16 protein-coding genes are annotated in these 15438 nt (G+C 58.3%); 9 read left to right on the forward strand and 7 right to left on the reverse strand.

Annotated elements, in window-relative coordinates; translation table 11 throughout:
* Positions 1-24: 24 nt before the first annotated feature.
* A complete protein-coding gene (locus P406_RS14595; RefSeq protein ID WP_003349206.1) occupies positions 25-228 on the reverse strand; it encodes a hypothetical protein in 204 nt (67 codons plus the stop codon).
* Positions 229-291: 63 nt separating this feature from the next.
* Positions 292-780, reverse strand: coding sequence for a DUF3828 domain-containing protein (locus tag P406_RS14600; RefSeq protein WP_046236569.1), 489 nt, complete (start codon positions 778-780; stop codon positions 292-294).
* Positions 781-964: 184 nt separating this feature from the next.
* On the opposite strand from P406_RS14600, the gene P406_RS14605 reads away from it, so the two are divergent.
* Together P406_RS14605 and P406_RS14610 are read left to right on the forward strand one after the other, a co-directional pair.
* Positions 965-1471 carry a CesT family type III secretion system chaperone gene (locus P406_RS14605; RefSeq protein ID WP_046236570.1) on the forward strand — a complete coding sequence of 169 codons (507 nt, stop codon included), beginning with the start codon at positions 965-967 and terminating at the stop codon, positions 1469-1471.
* Positions 1464-2360 (forward strand): hypothetical protein, encoded by an 897-nt coding sequence (locus tag P406_RS14610; protein ID WP_046236571.1) that lies wholly within the window; start codon positions 1464-1466, stop codon positions 2358-2360. The genes P406_RS14605 and P406_RS14610 overlap by 8 nt, the downstream gene beginning before the upstream one ends.
* Positions 2361-2491: 131 nt before the next feature.
* On the opposite strand, the gene P406_RS14615 is transcribed toward P406_RS14610, so the two are convergent.
* Together P406_RS14615 and P406_RS14620 are read right to left on the reverse strand one after the other, a co-directional pair.
* Positions 2492-2800, reverse strand: coding sequence for an RcnB family protein (locus P406_RS14615; RefSeq protein WP_046236572.1), 309 nt, complete (start codon positions 2798-2800; stop codon positions 2492-2494).
* A gap of 97 nt (positions 2801-2897) precedes the next feature.
* A complete protein-coding gene (locus P406_RS14620) occupies positions 2898-3755 on the reverse strand; it encodes an SDR family oxidoreductase (RefSeq protein ID WP_046236573.1) in 858 nt (285 codons plus the stop codon).
* Positions 3756-3843: 88 nt separating this feature from the next.
* Here P406_RS14620 and P406_RS14625 point away from each other — a divergent pair, with 88 nt between their 5' ends.
* The 4 genes from P406_RS14625 (at position 3844) to P406_RS14640 (ending at position 10546) form a co-directional block, all read left to right on the forward strand.
* On the forward strand, positions 3844-4308 hold the full coding sequence (locus P406_RS14625; protein ID WP_046236574.1) for a winged helix-turn-helix transcriptional regulator: 465 nt from the start codon (positions 3844-3846) through the stop codon (positions 4306-4308).
* A 138-nt stretch (positions 4309-4446) separates the two neighbouring features.
* Positions 4447-6336: a penicillin-binding protein 2 gene (gene mrdA, locus P406_RS14630; RefSeq protein WP_003409936.1), complete on the forward strand. Its 1890-nt coding sequence runs from the start codon at positions 4447-4449 to the stop codon at positions 6334-6336.
* Between the two features lie 156 nt (positions 6337-6492).
* Entirely contained in the window at positions 6493-8211 is a 1719-nt protein-coding gene (gene poxB / locus P406_RS14635) for a ubiquinone-dependent pyruvate dehydrogenase (protein ID WP_003424086.1), read from the forward strand.
* Positions 8212-8584: 373 nt separating this feature from the next.
* Entirely contained in the window at positions 8585-10546 is a 1962-nt protein-coding gene (locus tag P406_RS14640) for a methyl-accepting chemotaxis protein (protein ID WP_046236575.1), read from the forward strand.
* Positions 10547-10770: 224 nt separating this feature from the next.
* Here P406_RS14640 and P406_RS29415 read toward each other — a convergent pair whose 3' ends face one another.
* Positions 10771-11031 carry a hypothetical protein gene (locus tag P406_RS29415; protein WP_154232073.1) on the reverse strand — a complete coding sequence of 87 codons (261 nt, stop codon included), beginning with the start codon at positions 11029-11031 and terminating at the stop codon, positions 10771-10773.
* Positions 11032-11163: 132 nt separating this feature from the next.
* Here P406_RS29415 and P406_RS29420 point away from each other — a divergent pair, with 132 nt between their 5' ends.
* The 3 genes from P406_RS29420 (at position 11164) to P406_RS14660 (ending at position 12756) form a co-directional block, all read left to right on the forward strand.
* The gene (locus tag P406_RS29420) at positions 11164-11481 is read left to right on the forward strand and encodes a hypothetical protein (protein ID WP_046236577.1); all 318 of its coding nucleotides are present in this window, start codon (positions 11164-11166) and stop codon (positions 11479-11481) included.
* Positions 11482-11686: 205 nt separating this feature from the next.
* Positions 11687-12205: a chalcone isomerase family protein gene (locus tag P406_RS14655; protein ID WP_046236578.1), complete on the forward strand. Its 519-nt coding sequence runs from the start codon at positions 11687-11689 to the stop codon at positions 12203-12205.
* Positions 12206-12222: 17 nt separating this feature from the next.
* A complete protein-coding gene (locus P406_RS14660) occupies positions 12223-12756 on the forward strand; it encodes a DUF3833 domain-containing protein (RefSeq protein WP_003407549.1) in 534 nt (177 codons plus the stop codon).
* Between the two features lie 39 nt (positions 12757-12795).
* Here the strand turns inward: P406_RS14660 and moaA are convergent, their stop codons facing one another.
* Complete coding sequence (gene moaA / locus P406_RS14665) at positions 12796-13794, reverse strand: GTP 3',8-cyclase MoaA (protein WP_003317890.1); 999 nt, start codon at positions 13792-13794, stop codon at positions 12796-12798.
* Between the two features lie 265 nt (positions 13795-14059).
* Entirely contained in the window at positions 14060-15406 is a 1347-nt protein-coding gene (locus P406_RS14670; protein ID WP_003409949.1) for a cation:proton antiporter, read from the reverse strand.
* Positions 15407-15438: the final 32 nt, after the last annotated feature.

Here is a 15438-nt window from a genome sequence, read left to right on the forward strand (position 1 = left end):
GTTTTTCGCATCGTGCCGAACGATCTATTCGTCTTCCTGATCATCGTGTTCCGAGTAGGAGTCCAGCAACTCGGCCAGTGCCAGGGTGCGGTCCAGCCCACTGCGGGTGGTCATGATTTCGGCTACCGCCTGCGTGGCGGCAACTCTGGCAGCTTCGCGTTCGGCATCGGTGTTATTGGGCGTGGCGGCCTGCGCAGCCTCAATAATCGATTGCTCAAAGGTATTCATGGTGCTCGCTCGTGAAATTCAAGTGCCTGTGATACCGAGAATGGCGGATTGTTTCAAGGCCGATCAATCACCTTCGTAGGGAAATTCCTCCAGGCTCTGCATCAGCGCGACACCCTGTGGGCCCTGAAGATTCTCCAGCACCCAGCAACTGTTGGCATTTTTGGCCAGCAGCAGGCGTGTCGTCTGGCTGGCGACCGGCTGCTGCGGGGCCTCCTTGTAACCCAGGTTATAGGTCATTTCGACCACCGCCTGCTTGTCCGAGTTGGACACCAGCTTCCAGTCGATCGGCTTTTGCACATCACCGTCCTGCGCATCGGTCCACGGGTTGGCACTGACGGCGCATTGATCGCCGTTCTGGCACGCCCAGTCCTTCTTGAGCAGGCTCAGCAGAGGTTTGGACAAATAATCAGCGCTACCTTTGCCGTTCAGATAAAAATCCTGGTGCTTCTCATAGATCCAGCGCGCCGTATCGACCGGGGTTGCAGCCGGGCAGGCCGCATGGGCGGTGGTTGAAAGCAGGCAGGCGAAGGCAATGGCGGCGGTTCTGGACATGGAGCGGGCTCGCAGAAAAGGTGGCAGTGAGGTTACAAGCTGACAACACTGCATTTGTAAGGCATGCGGACAAAAAAGCAATGGTTTTAGGTGAGCACTGGTAACGATGTCCGCCTTTCTTCTCGATGGAACCGTTTTACTGATTCTCGCCACTTAGCCAGGACTTCTAACTCAGGGCAGTCTTATGCAGCCAGATCATTTTCAGTCATTTGCACGACTGATCATCAAGCAGTATCCCGACACACCGCAGATTCCCGAGGCGGAAAAACATCCCGTCTACTTGCTGACGTTTGGTGCCGATGTGGATATTCATCTGATCGGCAGCCAGCCAGGTTATCTCAATCTGGTCGCTACGTTCCCGGCACCCAAGCCTTGGCTAGCGCCCGAGGGGCTTCGTGCTTTGCTCGCCGAAAACATATTCACACTTCAACACCCGGTGATAATGACGGGTCTGGACGCAGGCAGCGGAAACATGGTGCTTTCGCTACGCCAGTCATTGCATGAACTCAGTGAAGAAACTGTTTTGCCTCTGTTCGAAGGTTTCGTTCGGCGAGCCATTGACTTTCATTCGGGAAATATTCTCCCTCCATCGCAAACTCATATCGAACCCAAGACCAGCGGGGCGCTCAAGACGAGCCTGTCAACCAAAAACAATCCATCGTCGCTTTCTCAGGAGAAAACTCGTGCCTAAAATCAGTAGCTTTTTCGGGGGTGGATCGTCCGTACAGAGTTACGATGCCACTGTTCAGCACTATCAGTCCGATGACACTGTGCACGGTACATTCAGCGCCGATCAGTTGGGTCTGCACCGTTATCAAGGCATAGGTGTGACCGTTTCTTCCGGTACGATGGAGAAGCTTGCGGATGCGACATGGGCAAACCGGGTAGCAAAAAGTGCCATTCCGTCAGGTGCCGGTAATCAGCGCGCAGATATTATTGAGTCTGGCGGAGAAAGTTGGGCTCGAATGCACTTGGCGGATGCAAAATACTCGGGGGGCGGTAGCACCGGTCAGCTCAAGCGCGCGCAAAAGTTTCAGGGGGGCAACTGTGCGGTCCACGCCGCTGTTGCAGCAGCGGCATTGCAGAGCCGTGGCGTGAGTTACCCTATCAACCGCGTGCGTATGCAATTGCCAGGTGGTAACTCTCACGAATTCATATTGTTGGGGGATCGCCGTGAGTCTGGAGATCGAGACACTGTAGTGGTTGATCCCTGGCCTACCCACCCTAGCGCATGCACGCTGGATCAGGCTGTTCTGCATGATGCTACGAGGGGCACTCACCACGCGGTTGCTCAGTTCCTTGACAGTTCCAGCTATCGCAGTGAAATCTACAAATCATCGATTGGTTCTGCAGATGTGCAGCGGTTGAGCAGAATTGAAGTGCTAGGGACCGCAGAACTTGAGAAAAAGCTCGGGAAATCCAGGCTTCCTGGGGTGGGAACTCAAAACCTTGTAAATCATGCCTTGAATGACACCAACTTCGGTCAGTTCGACGTTCGCGTCGCGACCGATCCGAGCACTTACTACAGAGACGATTCCGGTACCGGATGGCAGACGTTTGATCCGATTTTGCGCCAGTGACATTCAAACAGAGCTATAGAAAAATCATTTGAATGGCGTGCCAATGGAAACTGCATTGGCACGCATGTCGTTAAGCTTTGCGTCATCCAGGCCCTCTCACGAGGTTCGTGAGAGGGGATAGGTACTGCGCTTTACTTCTTGACCGGCACGATGTCCATGATCTGGCCGTTGACCTTCTGGAAACGCACGTACTTGTCGTTAATCTTCACCCATTCGCTTTCCTTGGCGGGTGTTTCCAGGCCTTTGCTTTTCCAGTCCTTCACTTCCAGATCGCTGCGGCGATATTTTTCCGGAACGCGGGAGCCTACTTCCAGTTCGTGGGCGTTGTCCTTGGATTCGCTGACTTTCGGGTCCGCCGTTTCTGCCGCTTGAACGGGCAGGGTGACGGCGGAAAAGCAGCCGAGCAAGGTCATGCAGGCGATCAACGATTTGCTGTTCATGTGAAGACTCCCAGTCTTTGGTATTAGGCGATGGCTTAATGCCTCGTAATAACTCGGACCCTCACTGTTGAAAATCATTCGATCGGGTTTGCTGTGCTCAGCCTTTCAGTGTCTCAGCGACGGTTGCCGAGAGCGGGGTGGTCGGGCGGCCGATCAGCGCGCTCAACTGGCGACTGTCATCGAACAGGGCGCCCTTGGCAGCCGCGGCATCGGAGTCGGCCAGCAGCTGGGCGACGAAGTCAGGCAGGCCTGCCTGGATAAGCGCTGCTTCGAATTCGGCCTGTGGCAAGTTGACGTAAGGCAGGGACTTGCCGCTCTGCGTTGATAGCTGCGCTGCAAATTCCGACAGCGTGTAGGACTCGTCGCCTGCCAGTTCATACACGTTACCGGCCTGTGCCGTTTCCGAAGTCAGCAGCACAGCGGCCGCCTCGGCGTAATCCAGACGCGAAGCAGAGCTGATACGACCCTCATCGGCACAGCCCATGACCGCGCCATGCGCCAGTGCGCCCGGAATGCCCGTCGTGTAGTTCTCGGTGTACCAGCCATTGCGCAACAAGGCGAACGGCAGGCCACTGGCGCGCAGGTAGTCTTCGGTTTCGCGGTGCTCTTTGGCCAGGCTCAGCGCCGAGGTGTCGGCATGCAGAACACTGGTGTAGGTCAGCAGCTGGACGCCGGCACGTTTGGCTGCATCTATCACCGCCTTGTGCTGCGGCAAACGCTGGCCCACTTCGCTGGAAGAAATCAGCAACACCTTGTCGGCACCGGCAAATGCGCTGTCCAGTGTCGCCGGCTGCGAATAGTCGGCCTGACGAACCTGAATGCCCTGCCTGGACAGATCGGCGGCCTTCTCCGGACTGCGCACGGCTGCAATGATTTGCGAAGCAGGTACGCGGCTGAGCAATTGTTCAATGACGAGGCGGCCAAGCTGGCCGGTGGCACCGGTGACAACGATCATGGAATGATTCCTTGAATCAGGTTGAAAGGAAGCGCCAGCATAGTCATGATGCTTACCTTTAGTAAGTACGTACAAAAAGGTAAGTGTCATGAGCGAATCCGCCTCGCAATCAACTGCCCCGCGATCAGATACTGTGCAGCAAGGCATCCAGCCGGAAGCGGCCGAGACGCTGTTGGCGCTGGTTCGTCAGGGCCAGGTGCTGGCGTCTGACTGTCCTTCGCGGGTGGTGCTCAATCACGTCTGCAGCCGTTGGGGTGTGCTGGTGCTGGTGGTGTTGCGGGGTGGCATGCATCGCTTCAGCGAAGTTCGCCGCAAGATTGGCGGGGTGAGCGAGAAAATGCTCGCGCAAACGCTCCAGCATCTGGAGCATGATGGTTTCGTCAGCCGCAAGTCGTTGCCGGTAGTGCCACCGCATGTTCAGTACCGCTTGACCCCGATGGGCGAAGAGGTCGCCTTGCAGGTTGAAACCCTCGTCACCTGGATCGAGAGCAATCTGCCGCGCATCATGCAGGCCCGAGAAGCGTCGAATACGCTGCAGACCACGCCCGAATGAGTCTTTTCTGACAGATTTTTCATCCTGCGATTGTCGGCTCGATCGCCTGTAATCAGCCGCTTCTTGGTATGGTGCGCGCCGAAATCTTTATATACACGTTCAGTTGCGCCGTTTGCCCTTCACCGAGAAGCTGTAGAAATGCCCAATCCAATTCCCCTGAAAGACCACGAAAAAGAGACGCGGCTGGTCAATCAGCGCCTGATTGCCTGCGCGGTGCTGGTCGGCCTGCTGGCTGCCTGTCTGGTCGCGCGCATGTATTTCCTGCAAGTGACAGAGTTCGACTATCACTCGACCATTTCCGAAAACAACCGTGTTCACGTGCTGCCGATCCCGCCCGAGCGCGGTTTGATCTTTGACCGCAATGGCGAAGTGCTTGCCGACAATCGTCCCAGTTTCAACCTGACCCTGACCCGTGAGCGCGCGGGCGACTGGCACAAGGTGATCGATGAGCTGATGACCCTGCTGGAGTTGCCCGACGAAGACCGGATTCTGTTCGACAAGGAGCTGAAGCAGGTTCGTCACCCGTTCGAGCCGGCAACATTGCTCTACGAGCTCACCGAAGAGCAGATCGCAACGCTGGCGGTCAATCAGTACCTGCTGCCGGGCGTGGACGTGGCGGCGCAGTTCGTCCGTCACTACCCGTTGGGCGCCCATTTCGCGCATTCGATCGGCTACGTCGGGCGTATCAACGAAAAGGAAGCAGCCCATCTCGACAACGAGTACCGCGGCACGCAGTCCATCGGCAAGACCGGTGTCGAGCGCTTCTACGAGTCCGAGCTGCACGGCCACGTAGGCTATGAAGAGGTCGAAACCAACGCCCAGGGCCGCGTGCTGCGCGTGCTGAAACACACTGACCCGGTGCCGGGCAAGAACATCACCCTCACGCTGGACGCGCATTTGCAGGCCGCAGCGGAAAATGCGCTGGGTGATCGGCGCGGTTCGGTGGTCGCACTGGACCCGGAAACCGGCGACGTACTGGCGATGGTCAGCAAGCCAAGCTTCGACCCCAATCTGTTCGTCACCGGCATCAGCTTCAAACAATATGCGGCGCTGCGCGATTCCATCGACCGCCCCCTGTTCAATCGCGTGCTGCGTGGTCTTTATGCACCGGGCTCGACGGTCAAGCCGGAAGTGGCGATTGCCGGTCTCGACAGCGGCGTGATGACCGCCTCGACAAAGGTCTTCGACCCCGGCTACTTCCAACTGCCGGACTTCGACCACAAATACCGTAACTGGAACCACAGTGGCGATGGCTGGGTGGACATGGACACGGCGATCATGCGTTCCAATGACACCTATTTCTACACCGTGGCGCACAAGCTCGGCATCGACCGCCTGCACGACTACATGACCATGTTCGGCATCGGCCAGAAGGTGTCGCTGGACATGTTCGAGGAGTCTGCAGGCTTGATGCCGTCCCGCGAATGGAAGCGGGCCACGCGTCGCCAGGCGTGGTTCCCCGGCGAAACGGTGATTCTCGGCATCGGCCAGGGCTACATGCAGGTCACGCCGTTGCAGCTGGCTCAGGCCACCTCACTGATTGCCAGCAAGGGTGTCTGGCATCGACCGCACCTGGCGATGGAAGTCGGTGACAAGGCACCCGTCGACGAGCATCCGATGCCAAATATCGTGTTGCGCGATCCCAACGAATGGAATCAGGTCAATACCGGCATGCAGATGGTCATGCACGACCCGCGCGGCATCGCGCGGGATGCGGCCAAGGGCGCTCAGTACCGCATCGCCGGCAAAAGTGGTACGGCGCAGGTGGTGGCGATCAAGCAGGGTGAGCGCTACAACCGTCTGAAAACACTCGAGCGTAACCGCGACAACGCGTTGTTCGTCGGCTTCGCGCCGGCCGACCATCCCAAGATCGTCGTGTCGGTGACCATCGAGAACGGCGAGGCGGGTGGCCGGGTAGCGGGCCCTGTGGTGCGGGAGATTCTCGATGCCTGGCTGCTGGACAGCGAGGGCAAGCTCAAGCCGGAGTACGCGACACCCGCCAAGGCACCGGGCAACCCGCACGCCTGATCAGCGTTTTAAAACGCTTGCCGAACGACCGAGCCCTGAACAGGGCTCAGGTTTTCTGAACTGTCGAGAATGCATCGGGTCGACCACAACAGGCGTGGCAGAGCGCTGCGCGCGTTTTACCGAACTCATTATCATTGCCTCGACAAGGAACCCCGCATGTCCAAGACCATTGCCGACCACCTCGCGCAAACCCTCGCAGCGGCAGGTGTTTCGCACATCTGGGGGGTGTCCGGTGACAGCCTCAACGGCTTGACCGACAGCCTGGAACGCACCGATTCGATTCGCTGGATGCACACCCGTCATGAAGAAGTCGCAGCCTTTGCTGCCGGTGCCCAGGCAGCGTCCAGCGGCAAGCTGGCGGTCTGCGCCGGCAGCTGCGGACCGGGCAACCTGCACCTGATCAACGGCCTGTATGACTGCCACCGCAACCGTGTGCCGGTACTGGCCATTGCTGCGCATATTCCGTCCTCGGAAATCGGTCTGGATTACTTTCAGGAAACCCATCCGCAGGAGCTGTTCAAGGAGTGCAGCCACTTCGTCGAGCTGGTCAGCAACCCCGAGCAGTTCCCGCGTGTGCTGGAACGTGCCATGCGTGCCGCGATCAGCCAGAAAGGTGTGGCGGTGATTGTTTTGCCGGGCGACGTGGCGCTCAGCGACGCGCCGGATGTCGCGGCAAAATGGATCGAAGCCACAGCGCCCAAGGTCGTGCCTGCCGAAAACGACCTGCAGTCGATGGCCGACATGCTCAACGCTTCCAAAGCCGTCACGCTCCTGTGCGGTGCGGGTTGCGAGGGTGCCCACGAGCAGCTTCTGGCATTGGCGGATACGCTGGGCGCGCCGATCGTTCACGCATTGCGCGGCAAGCAGCACGTCGAGTACGACAACCCGTTCGACGTCGGCATGACCGGCCTGATCGGTTTCAGCTCCGGCTACCACGCCATGCTGTCCTGCGACACACTGGTCATTCTGGGCAGCAGCTTTCCGTATCGGAATTTCTACCCCGAAAAAGCCGACATCATCCAGATCGACCTCGATCCGACCCAGCTTGGTCGCCGTACGCCGGTGGCGCTGGGTCTGGTTGGTGGGGTGCGGGAAACCCTTGAGGCGCTTCAGCCAAAGCTCAAGCCGCATACCGATCGCCGGTTCCTCGACAAGGCCCTGAAGCACTACGCCAAGGCCCGGGAAGAACTGGACGAGCTGGCCACCCCGACGCCAGATGGCACGCCGATTCACCCGCAGTACCTCACTCGACTGGTCGACGAGCAGGCGGATGCCGATGCGATCTTTACCGTCGATGTCGGTACGCCGACGCTGTGGGCGGCGCGCTACCTGCACATGAATGGCAAGCGCAGTCTGCTCGGCTCGTTCAACCACGGCTCGATGGCCAATGCCTTGCCACAGGCTTTAGGCGCCAAGGCTGAACATCCGGATCGTCAGGTCATCGCCCTGTGTGGCGATGGCGGTCTGTCGATGTTGCTGGGCGACCTGCTGAGCATTCGTCAGCTGAACCTGCCTATCAAGATGGTGGTGTTCAACAACAGCTCGCTGGGCTTTGTCGACATGGAAATGAAAGCCAGTGGTTATGTGCCGCACGGCACTGACCTGCATGAAACCAACTTCGCCGGTATTGCCCTGGGTGCAGGCATTCTGGGCCTGCGTGTCGAGAACGCCGAAGAGCTGCCTGCCGCCTTGCGCAAGGCGTTCGATCATCCCGGTCCGGTGCTGATCGACGTTGTCACCGCCAAGCAGGAGCTGGGCATTCCACCGAAAATCAAGCTGGCCCAGGCCAAGGGCTTCAGCCTGTACATGATGCGCGCGATCATGAGCGGGCGCGGCAGTGAAGTGGTGGAACTGGCGAAAACCAACCTGCGTTAATCAGTTATAAAAACGTATGAGTTGAATAGAAAAAAAGTTGCAACTTCTATCCGCTGAGATTGTCACCGCTGTTACAGGTGACAATTTCGGTGTCTCTATATTTCTTTTCCCGCGATGACCGCGCAAGTCGGTCATTTCTTTGTGGATCCAAACTTCTCGCACGCTGTGCTTTATTGAATTCGCTATTTGAATTAACAAATTCAAATAGTGGGTCAAGCTTCCCGGCAGGCAGCCGAGACAGTGATACGGGAGCAAGACCGGCTACGGCAGGCTGATTACCGAACAGTCCCTGGCGACAAAAAAACGTCGACGCTACAGAACGTTACGCCCTGGATATTCTTTATAGAAAAGTCTGCATGTCATGAGGTCTGCAATGCTTAGAAATGCTCCTTTGAGTATGAAACTGCTGCTTATTTTAATATTCCCCCTATTGGGCTTCCTGGCCTTCGCAGGTCTGTTCGTTGCTGACAAAAGCGAAAATCTCGGTGATATGAGGCGCGCTGTGACAGCCACCGCGGTTGCACAGAAACTGAGTAACGTGGTCACCACCATTCAGCGTGAGCGCGGCGCCAGCGGCGTGTTTCTGGGCAGCGGCGGCAAGTCCATGCAGGACAAGCTGAAGGCCTTCCGTCAGGAAACCGACAAGGCGATAAGCGAGATGCGCGCCCAGTCGACCGACGGTATTCCCAGCCCCGACAAAGTCTTCCGCGCACTGGATGACCTGACCGCGCTGCGCCTCAAGATCGATACGCTGGGGATCAACAACACCGAGTCCTCTACGCGGTTCACCGACGTTATCAAAACACTCGTCGGGTTCTCCTATTCGCTGGAAGCGAGTATCGAAGATCCGGAAATACTGCGTGGCTTGAGTTCGCTCAACCAGTTCGTGGATATGAAGGAGCGTGCCGGTCGCGAGCGCGTACTGCTCGTTCAGGCATTCAACCAGAACCGCTTTGATGCGCCACTGTTATCGCGCTTCAGCCGTAACCTGGGAGAGTTCTCCGGCTACCTCGAAGCCTTTCAACGCTGGTCCCCTGAAGTATTCAAGACCAAACTCAATGACGTTATGCAGCAGCCGGGCTCGCTGGAAGTGGCCCGCTTGCAACGCCTGGGCTTCGATACCCCGATGGGTGACCCGCTCAACGTCAAGCCGGAAGACTGGTTCAACCTTTCCACCGCGCGTATCGACATGATGGCCAATGTAGAAGCAGAGCTTGGCCAGAACGTCGTCGGCCTGGCAACGGATGCGCGCAGCTCCGCTCAGAGCAGCTTGTACGTGGCGGTTGCCATTGTCGTCCTGATGCTGATCGTGGTGCTGTGGCTGGCGTCGGTGATCATCCGTAACATCAAGGTTGCGGTGGTCGATGTGAACCGCACGCTGATGGCACTCTCCACACGTGACCTGACCGCCCGGACCCGTTATGTCGGCAAGGACGAGTTCGGCGAGATCTCGCGCAATCTGGACAACATGGCGCAACAGATCAGTGATGTCATCCGCGACATCGGCAGCGCGACGGCACAGGTTGCCACCGCCGCCGAGCAGTCTTCCGCAGTGGCGTTGCAAACCAATCAGAACGTGGCGCAACAACGCCAGGGCACTGATCAGGTCGCCACTGCCATCAGCGAGATGAGTGCCACGGTGAAGGATGTAGCACGCAGCACCACTGACGCGGCCGAGATGTCGCAGCGCGTCAACAACAGCACCCTGCAGGGCAAGACCGAAATCGACAACACCATCGGCCTGATTCAGGGGCTCTCGGTGCAGGCTGAAGAGACTTCTCGGATCATTGACGAGCTCAAGGGCGAGAGCAACTCGATCTCCTCGGTACTCGATGTCATCCGTGGCGTCGCCGACCAGACCAACCTGCTGGCGCTCAACGCAGCCATTGAGGCTGCACGTGCCGGCGAGCAGGGGCGTGGTTTCGCGGTGGTTGCCGACGAAGTGCGCAATCTGGCCAAGAAGACTCAGGACTCTACCGTCAGCATCCAGAAAATGATCGCCAACCTGCAGTCCGGCTCGGAACGCGCTGCCGCGTCGATGCAGGAAACCCTGGGCAAGGCGCAGGAGGGTGCCAGCAACGTCGTACGCGCTGGTGAACTGCTGGAAGAAATTGCCGAGGGCATCGCGACCATCAGCGACCGCAATATCCAGGTCGCTTCGGCCGCTGAAGAGCAAAGCCTAGTGGCCGAAGAGATCCACCGCAACGTCGACGACATCAACTCGCTGGTCATCCAGGTCAGCGCCGGTGCCGAGCAGACTGCCGTCACCAGTCGCGAACTCGCGCGTCTGGCGGAGCAGCAGCAGGGGCTGGTGGGTCGCTTCAAGGTGAGCTGACAACAAGCTGTTTGTGTGTTGTAAAAAGGCCTGGAAGCGAACGCTTTCAGGCCTTTTTGTTGGCCTGCGGATACTGTCGTGCCGCGGTCTCTGATCACCATCGATAGTCCGTCAGCCATGACCCTTCAGTCACCTTTTCACGTAACCCCACGTCCCGCTTACGATTATGTAGTGACTAAAAATAATCACTACATAATCGTTGACGCACTCCATTTGCCCTTGCATTATGCAGCTGTCTCCCTGATCGGGAGCGCTGCAAAAGGTGTGATGAACAGGCTCGGCAAGCCGTCGAGATGTTCCCGGATGTAGGCTGCCCACAAGGCAGATTGATGGAGCTGAACTGGCATTTGTCGTCGATAAGGGCGAGAAGCTGGCGAAATGTCCTCATGATGCTTGTAACGGATCGATTGCCGATCCTGGGCCGGGTCTTTGGGTTTCGTGACTTCTTCTCTCTGCGCTGATGCCGCTGTGTAGCGGCTCTTCATCAAGGCTACCTGCATGTCCTTGAGGGCTGGAACGGTATTCGACACACACTCAATCGTGTGCGTCGCTGAAGTTCTGGCGCATGAACTTGATGTATCAATTATTGAACAGTCTATGAGCGAAGGGGCATCAACATGAATATCAACACACAACCGACTATTGATGAACTGGCTCGTCTGTTTGCTGCATGCAAAGACACGCTGGATAACCATATCGCCTGGGTTGCCGAGTCGGGTGAAGTTCGCGTCGACGCCATGTCGCCGTTCACGCAAGAGCACGAGTTTCGTGATGCGCATCCGCAACTGCGCGCATCCCTGAAGATGTTCCGTCGTGGCCAGGGTTATGTCGGCAAGAAAGCCGCTGCCGATCGTGCCTACATGGAGGACACGCTGCAGGCGTTGAAAGGTGAGTGGCAGAAGACTCGTCGGCAGACGCACTCGCAGGTTGCCTGAGCAGGTCATCGCAGCTCCTGAAGCCTGTTCCCGATCCGCGATCGGGAACAGGCTTTTTGGTTTTCGGCATCCCGAGGGCGAAGGCCTTATCGGTTGTACAAAGTGATTTTGCTGGTATAGATTCCGGGAGTGAGTCAGTGCATCTGACTCGTCTCATTCCCAGCCTGCCATTGAAGTCGTGGCAGTGCCTAGACAGAGGTTGCCGATGCGTGCGCCACGATGGTTATGGTTGGTGATGTTACTCAGCGCCGGCGCTTCGGCGGACTGGCGTGAGGCATTGCCCAATGCTCAGGTCGTCGGCGGTGGCGAGTTGAGCCTGTTCGGCTTTCGTGTTTATACGGCCCGGTTGCTCAGCCCGGTCAAACCTTTCGTGGCAGACGCGCCACTGGCACTTGAACTGACCTACCACCGCGACATTGACCGGGAAGATCTGGTCGATGCCAGTATCGATGAGATCAAGCGTATTTCCGGTTCGAAGGTGACCGAACAGCAACTGACTGATTGGCGCCAGCAGATGAACCAGTCATTTGTCGACGTCCAGCCGGGCATGAAGATTACCGGCGTCTATCTGCCTGGCCGCGAAGCGCGGTTTTATGTGGGTGACAAGCTCCAGCATGTGGTGCCTGACAGCCAGTTCGCCAAGGCTTTCTTTTCCATCTGGCTGGACCCGAAAACCCGTAACCCCGAACTTCGCGAGCAGTTGCTCGGCAGTACCGGCTCATGACCCATCAAGGAGGGCGCATGCTGAGAAAGTGGATGTTGATGCTGTGTGTGGGGCTTGTACTGAGCGGTTGCGGTGGCGTGCCGGTAACCCGTTACAGTCAGGAAGCGCCGAAACTCGATCTGCGCCAGTACTTCACCGGCCGTGTCGAAGCCTGGGGAATGTTTCAAAAACGCTCCGGTGAAGTCACCAAGCGCTTCACCGTGGTGATCGACGGGCACAGTGAAGGCGAAGTGCTGGTCATGCACGAGGCCTTCAGCTACAGCGATGGCACCAAGCAGGTGCGGGAGTGGCGCTTGCGTCCCGATGGCCCGGGGCGCTGGAAGGGCACGGCAGGTGATGTGGTTGGCGAGGCCTATGGCGAAGTGTCAGGCAACAGCTTCCACTGGAACTATGTGCTCAGGTTACCGGTGGATGGCACCGAGTATGACGTGAGCCTGGATGACTGGATGTACCTGATCGACGAGAAGACCATGGCCAATCGTTCGTCGATGACCAAGCTGGGTGTCGAAGTCGGGCAAATCACCTTGTTCTTTCGCAAGGCCGGTAAATAAATAACGCCTCATATGAGGCGTTATCCTTCAGGGCGGCTGTCAGCCGCCCGTCATATTCATGAAGCGCACCACCTGCACGCCATCGTCGTGGGTGAAGTTGTGGCTCCACGGCTTGAGCTGCATGGCGTCGATGATGGCTTTTTCGAGCTTTTCCGGCTGGCCAGGATTGGCGCGCAATACCGCCTTCAAATCCACGGAATGCTCGTTGCCCAGGCACAGCAGCAGGCGACCTTCGACGGTCATGCGCACGCGGTTACAGGTGCCGCAGAAGTTATGGCTGTGCGGGGAGATGAAGCCGATGCGAATGCCCGGCGCCTCGGCCAGACGCCAGTAGCGCGATGGCCCTTGAGTCGAGTCAGTCGAAGGCACCAGCGTGTAACGTTCGGCAATGCGTTCGCGCACCTGATCGCTGGAGTAGAAGGATTCGGCGCGGCTGTGTTCGCTGATGATGCCCAGCGGCATCTCTTCGATGAAAGAGACGTCCAGGTTGCGATCAATGGCGAACGCCAGCAGGTCGTTGATCTCATCATCATTGCGACCGTGCATTACCACGCAGTTGAGCTTGGTGTGCACAAAACCGGCGGCGTTGGCGGCATCGATGCCGGCAATCACCTTGTGCAGATCGCCTGTACGGGTCAGCTCGCGGAAACGCTGTGGGTCGAGGCTGTCCAGGCTGATGTTCAGGCGCGTGACGCCGGCCTTGAACAGCGGGGCAGCCAGTTTATCCAGCTGCGAACCGTTGGTGGTCATGCACAGTTCACGCAGGCCGGGCAGGGCGGCGATCTTCTCGCAAAGCCCCACCACGCCTGCGCGCACCAGCGGCTCACCACCGGTAAGACGAATCTTGCGCGTGCCCAGTGCCACGAAGCGCTCGGCCACCTGGAGGATCTCCTCCAGCGACAGAATCTGTTGCCGAGGCAGAAACGTCATCTCTTCGGCCATGCAGTACACGCAGCGAAAATCACAGCGGTCGGTGACCGACATGCGCAGATAATCGACTTTACGTGCAAAGCGGTCCATCAGGACGGGTTCTGACATTTCACCTTCTAAATAATCGAGTGGGCTGTATTACCGGATTTGGAGGCCAGTGCGTGACAAGGGTTCAGCCAATTTGCGATGCGCCGAGTTCAGGCCTGATCGCAGGCTGGCAGAGTGCCTTGCACGAGTTACATAGTAGCTGCACGCATTGCTGCTTGCACTGGCTGCATGGGCGCCACGCTAACCGAGTCGAAATGCCGCAGTCCAATTGCTTGTTCCAATACCCTCATCGACACGCTCTATGGCGCTTTGCCTCGATGGCTGATCAGTCAGGACTGGCGGCAGTACTGCGCTCGTAACGCTCCAGCAAAGGCTGGATACTGATGCCGTGTACCAGGATGCTTAGCGCAACAACCGAGAGCGTCATGCCGATCACCACATGGCCGACATCATGTGCAAGACCATGTGACAAGGCGAAGCACAGGTAATAAAGACTGCCGATGCCGCGAATGCCGAACCAGCCAACCAGTGCTTTTTGCCTGACATTGAGCAGGCGACGACTCACCAGCAGCCAGACGCTGGCAGGACGAATCACGCAAAACAGCGCGATCCCCAGGCCGATGGCGCGCCAGTCCCAGTACATCGCCAGCGCCGCGCCCAGCAGGGTGATCAGCAGGACTTCCATGGCGCGCTCCACCAGGCTACCGAACGCCAGCATATCGCCCATCATCACGCCGGCAGCCAGTTGCGAATCGCTCATGTCGTCGACCTGCGCGACCGTGCCCTGTTCGAGGGATGACGTCATATGCCCGAGGACCGGCTGCGCGACATGCTCGGACGGCAGCTCTGAACGCGTGACACGTACCTCAGCCTGACGCAGCCCGAACCCGGCGGCAAATACCGAAAGAAAGCCAAAGGCCCCGACGCTTTGCGCAACGACATAAGCCAGGGCGATCAGGGCCAGCGCCAGAAAGTCATTGGGCGAGGTGGTGCTGTCGGCGTTCTTGATGCGCAGAAAGATCATCAGATGGCCGACCCCGCGGCCCATGCCGTAACCAATCAACAAACCGGCCGGCACCGCCCAGACCAGGTCCTTGATCAGCCATCCCTGGACCCAGTCGCTCATCGCGCCCCCGGAACTCAGGTACAGCAAGGCAAAGATCACGAATGGAAACGCGGTTCCGTCGTTGAGGCCCGCTTCGCCGGACAAGCCGAAGCGCAGGCGATCCTGATCCTGGGCGTTGTTGACCTGGACCATACCGGCCAGCACCGGGTCGGTTGGCGACAGCATCGCGCCGAGCAACAACGACACGCCCCAGTCCAGGCCAATGATGTAGTGCCCCGCGACGGTCACGCCAGCGATGGTCGCCAGCATTACCGGGCCGGCCAGCCAATAGGCTGAGTGCCAGGCTTTGCCGCGCAAGGGCAGGCGCAACTTGATACCTGTACCGAACAGCGAAAACAGCACCGCCACTTCGGTCAGGCGTTCCAGCCACTCGTAGGACTTCTCGAAATCCAGATCGACGATATCCAGGCCCATCGGGCCGATGCCGAAGCCGAATCCCAGGCACACGGCCGATGTGGTCACTGGCATCCAGCGCAGGTAAGAGGAAGTGAGCGCCAATAGCATCAACAGCACGCCAAGCACGCCCATGCAGACAATAAAACTCATAGAGAAAGAACCACCGTCAAAATGCGCCCGAA

Origin of the sequence: Pseudomonas syringae pv. coryli str. NCPPB 4273 (genome assembly GCF_000972175.1) — a bacterium.
Classification (GTDB): Bacteria; Pseudomonadota; Gammaproteobacteria; order Pseudomonadales; family Pseudomonadaceae; genus Aquipseudomonas; species Aquipseudomonas syringae.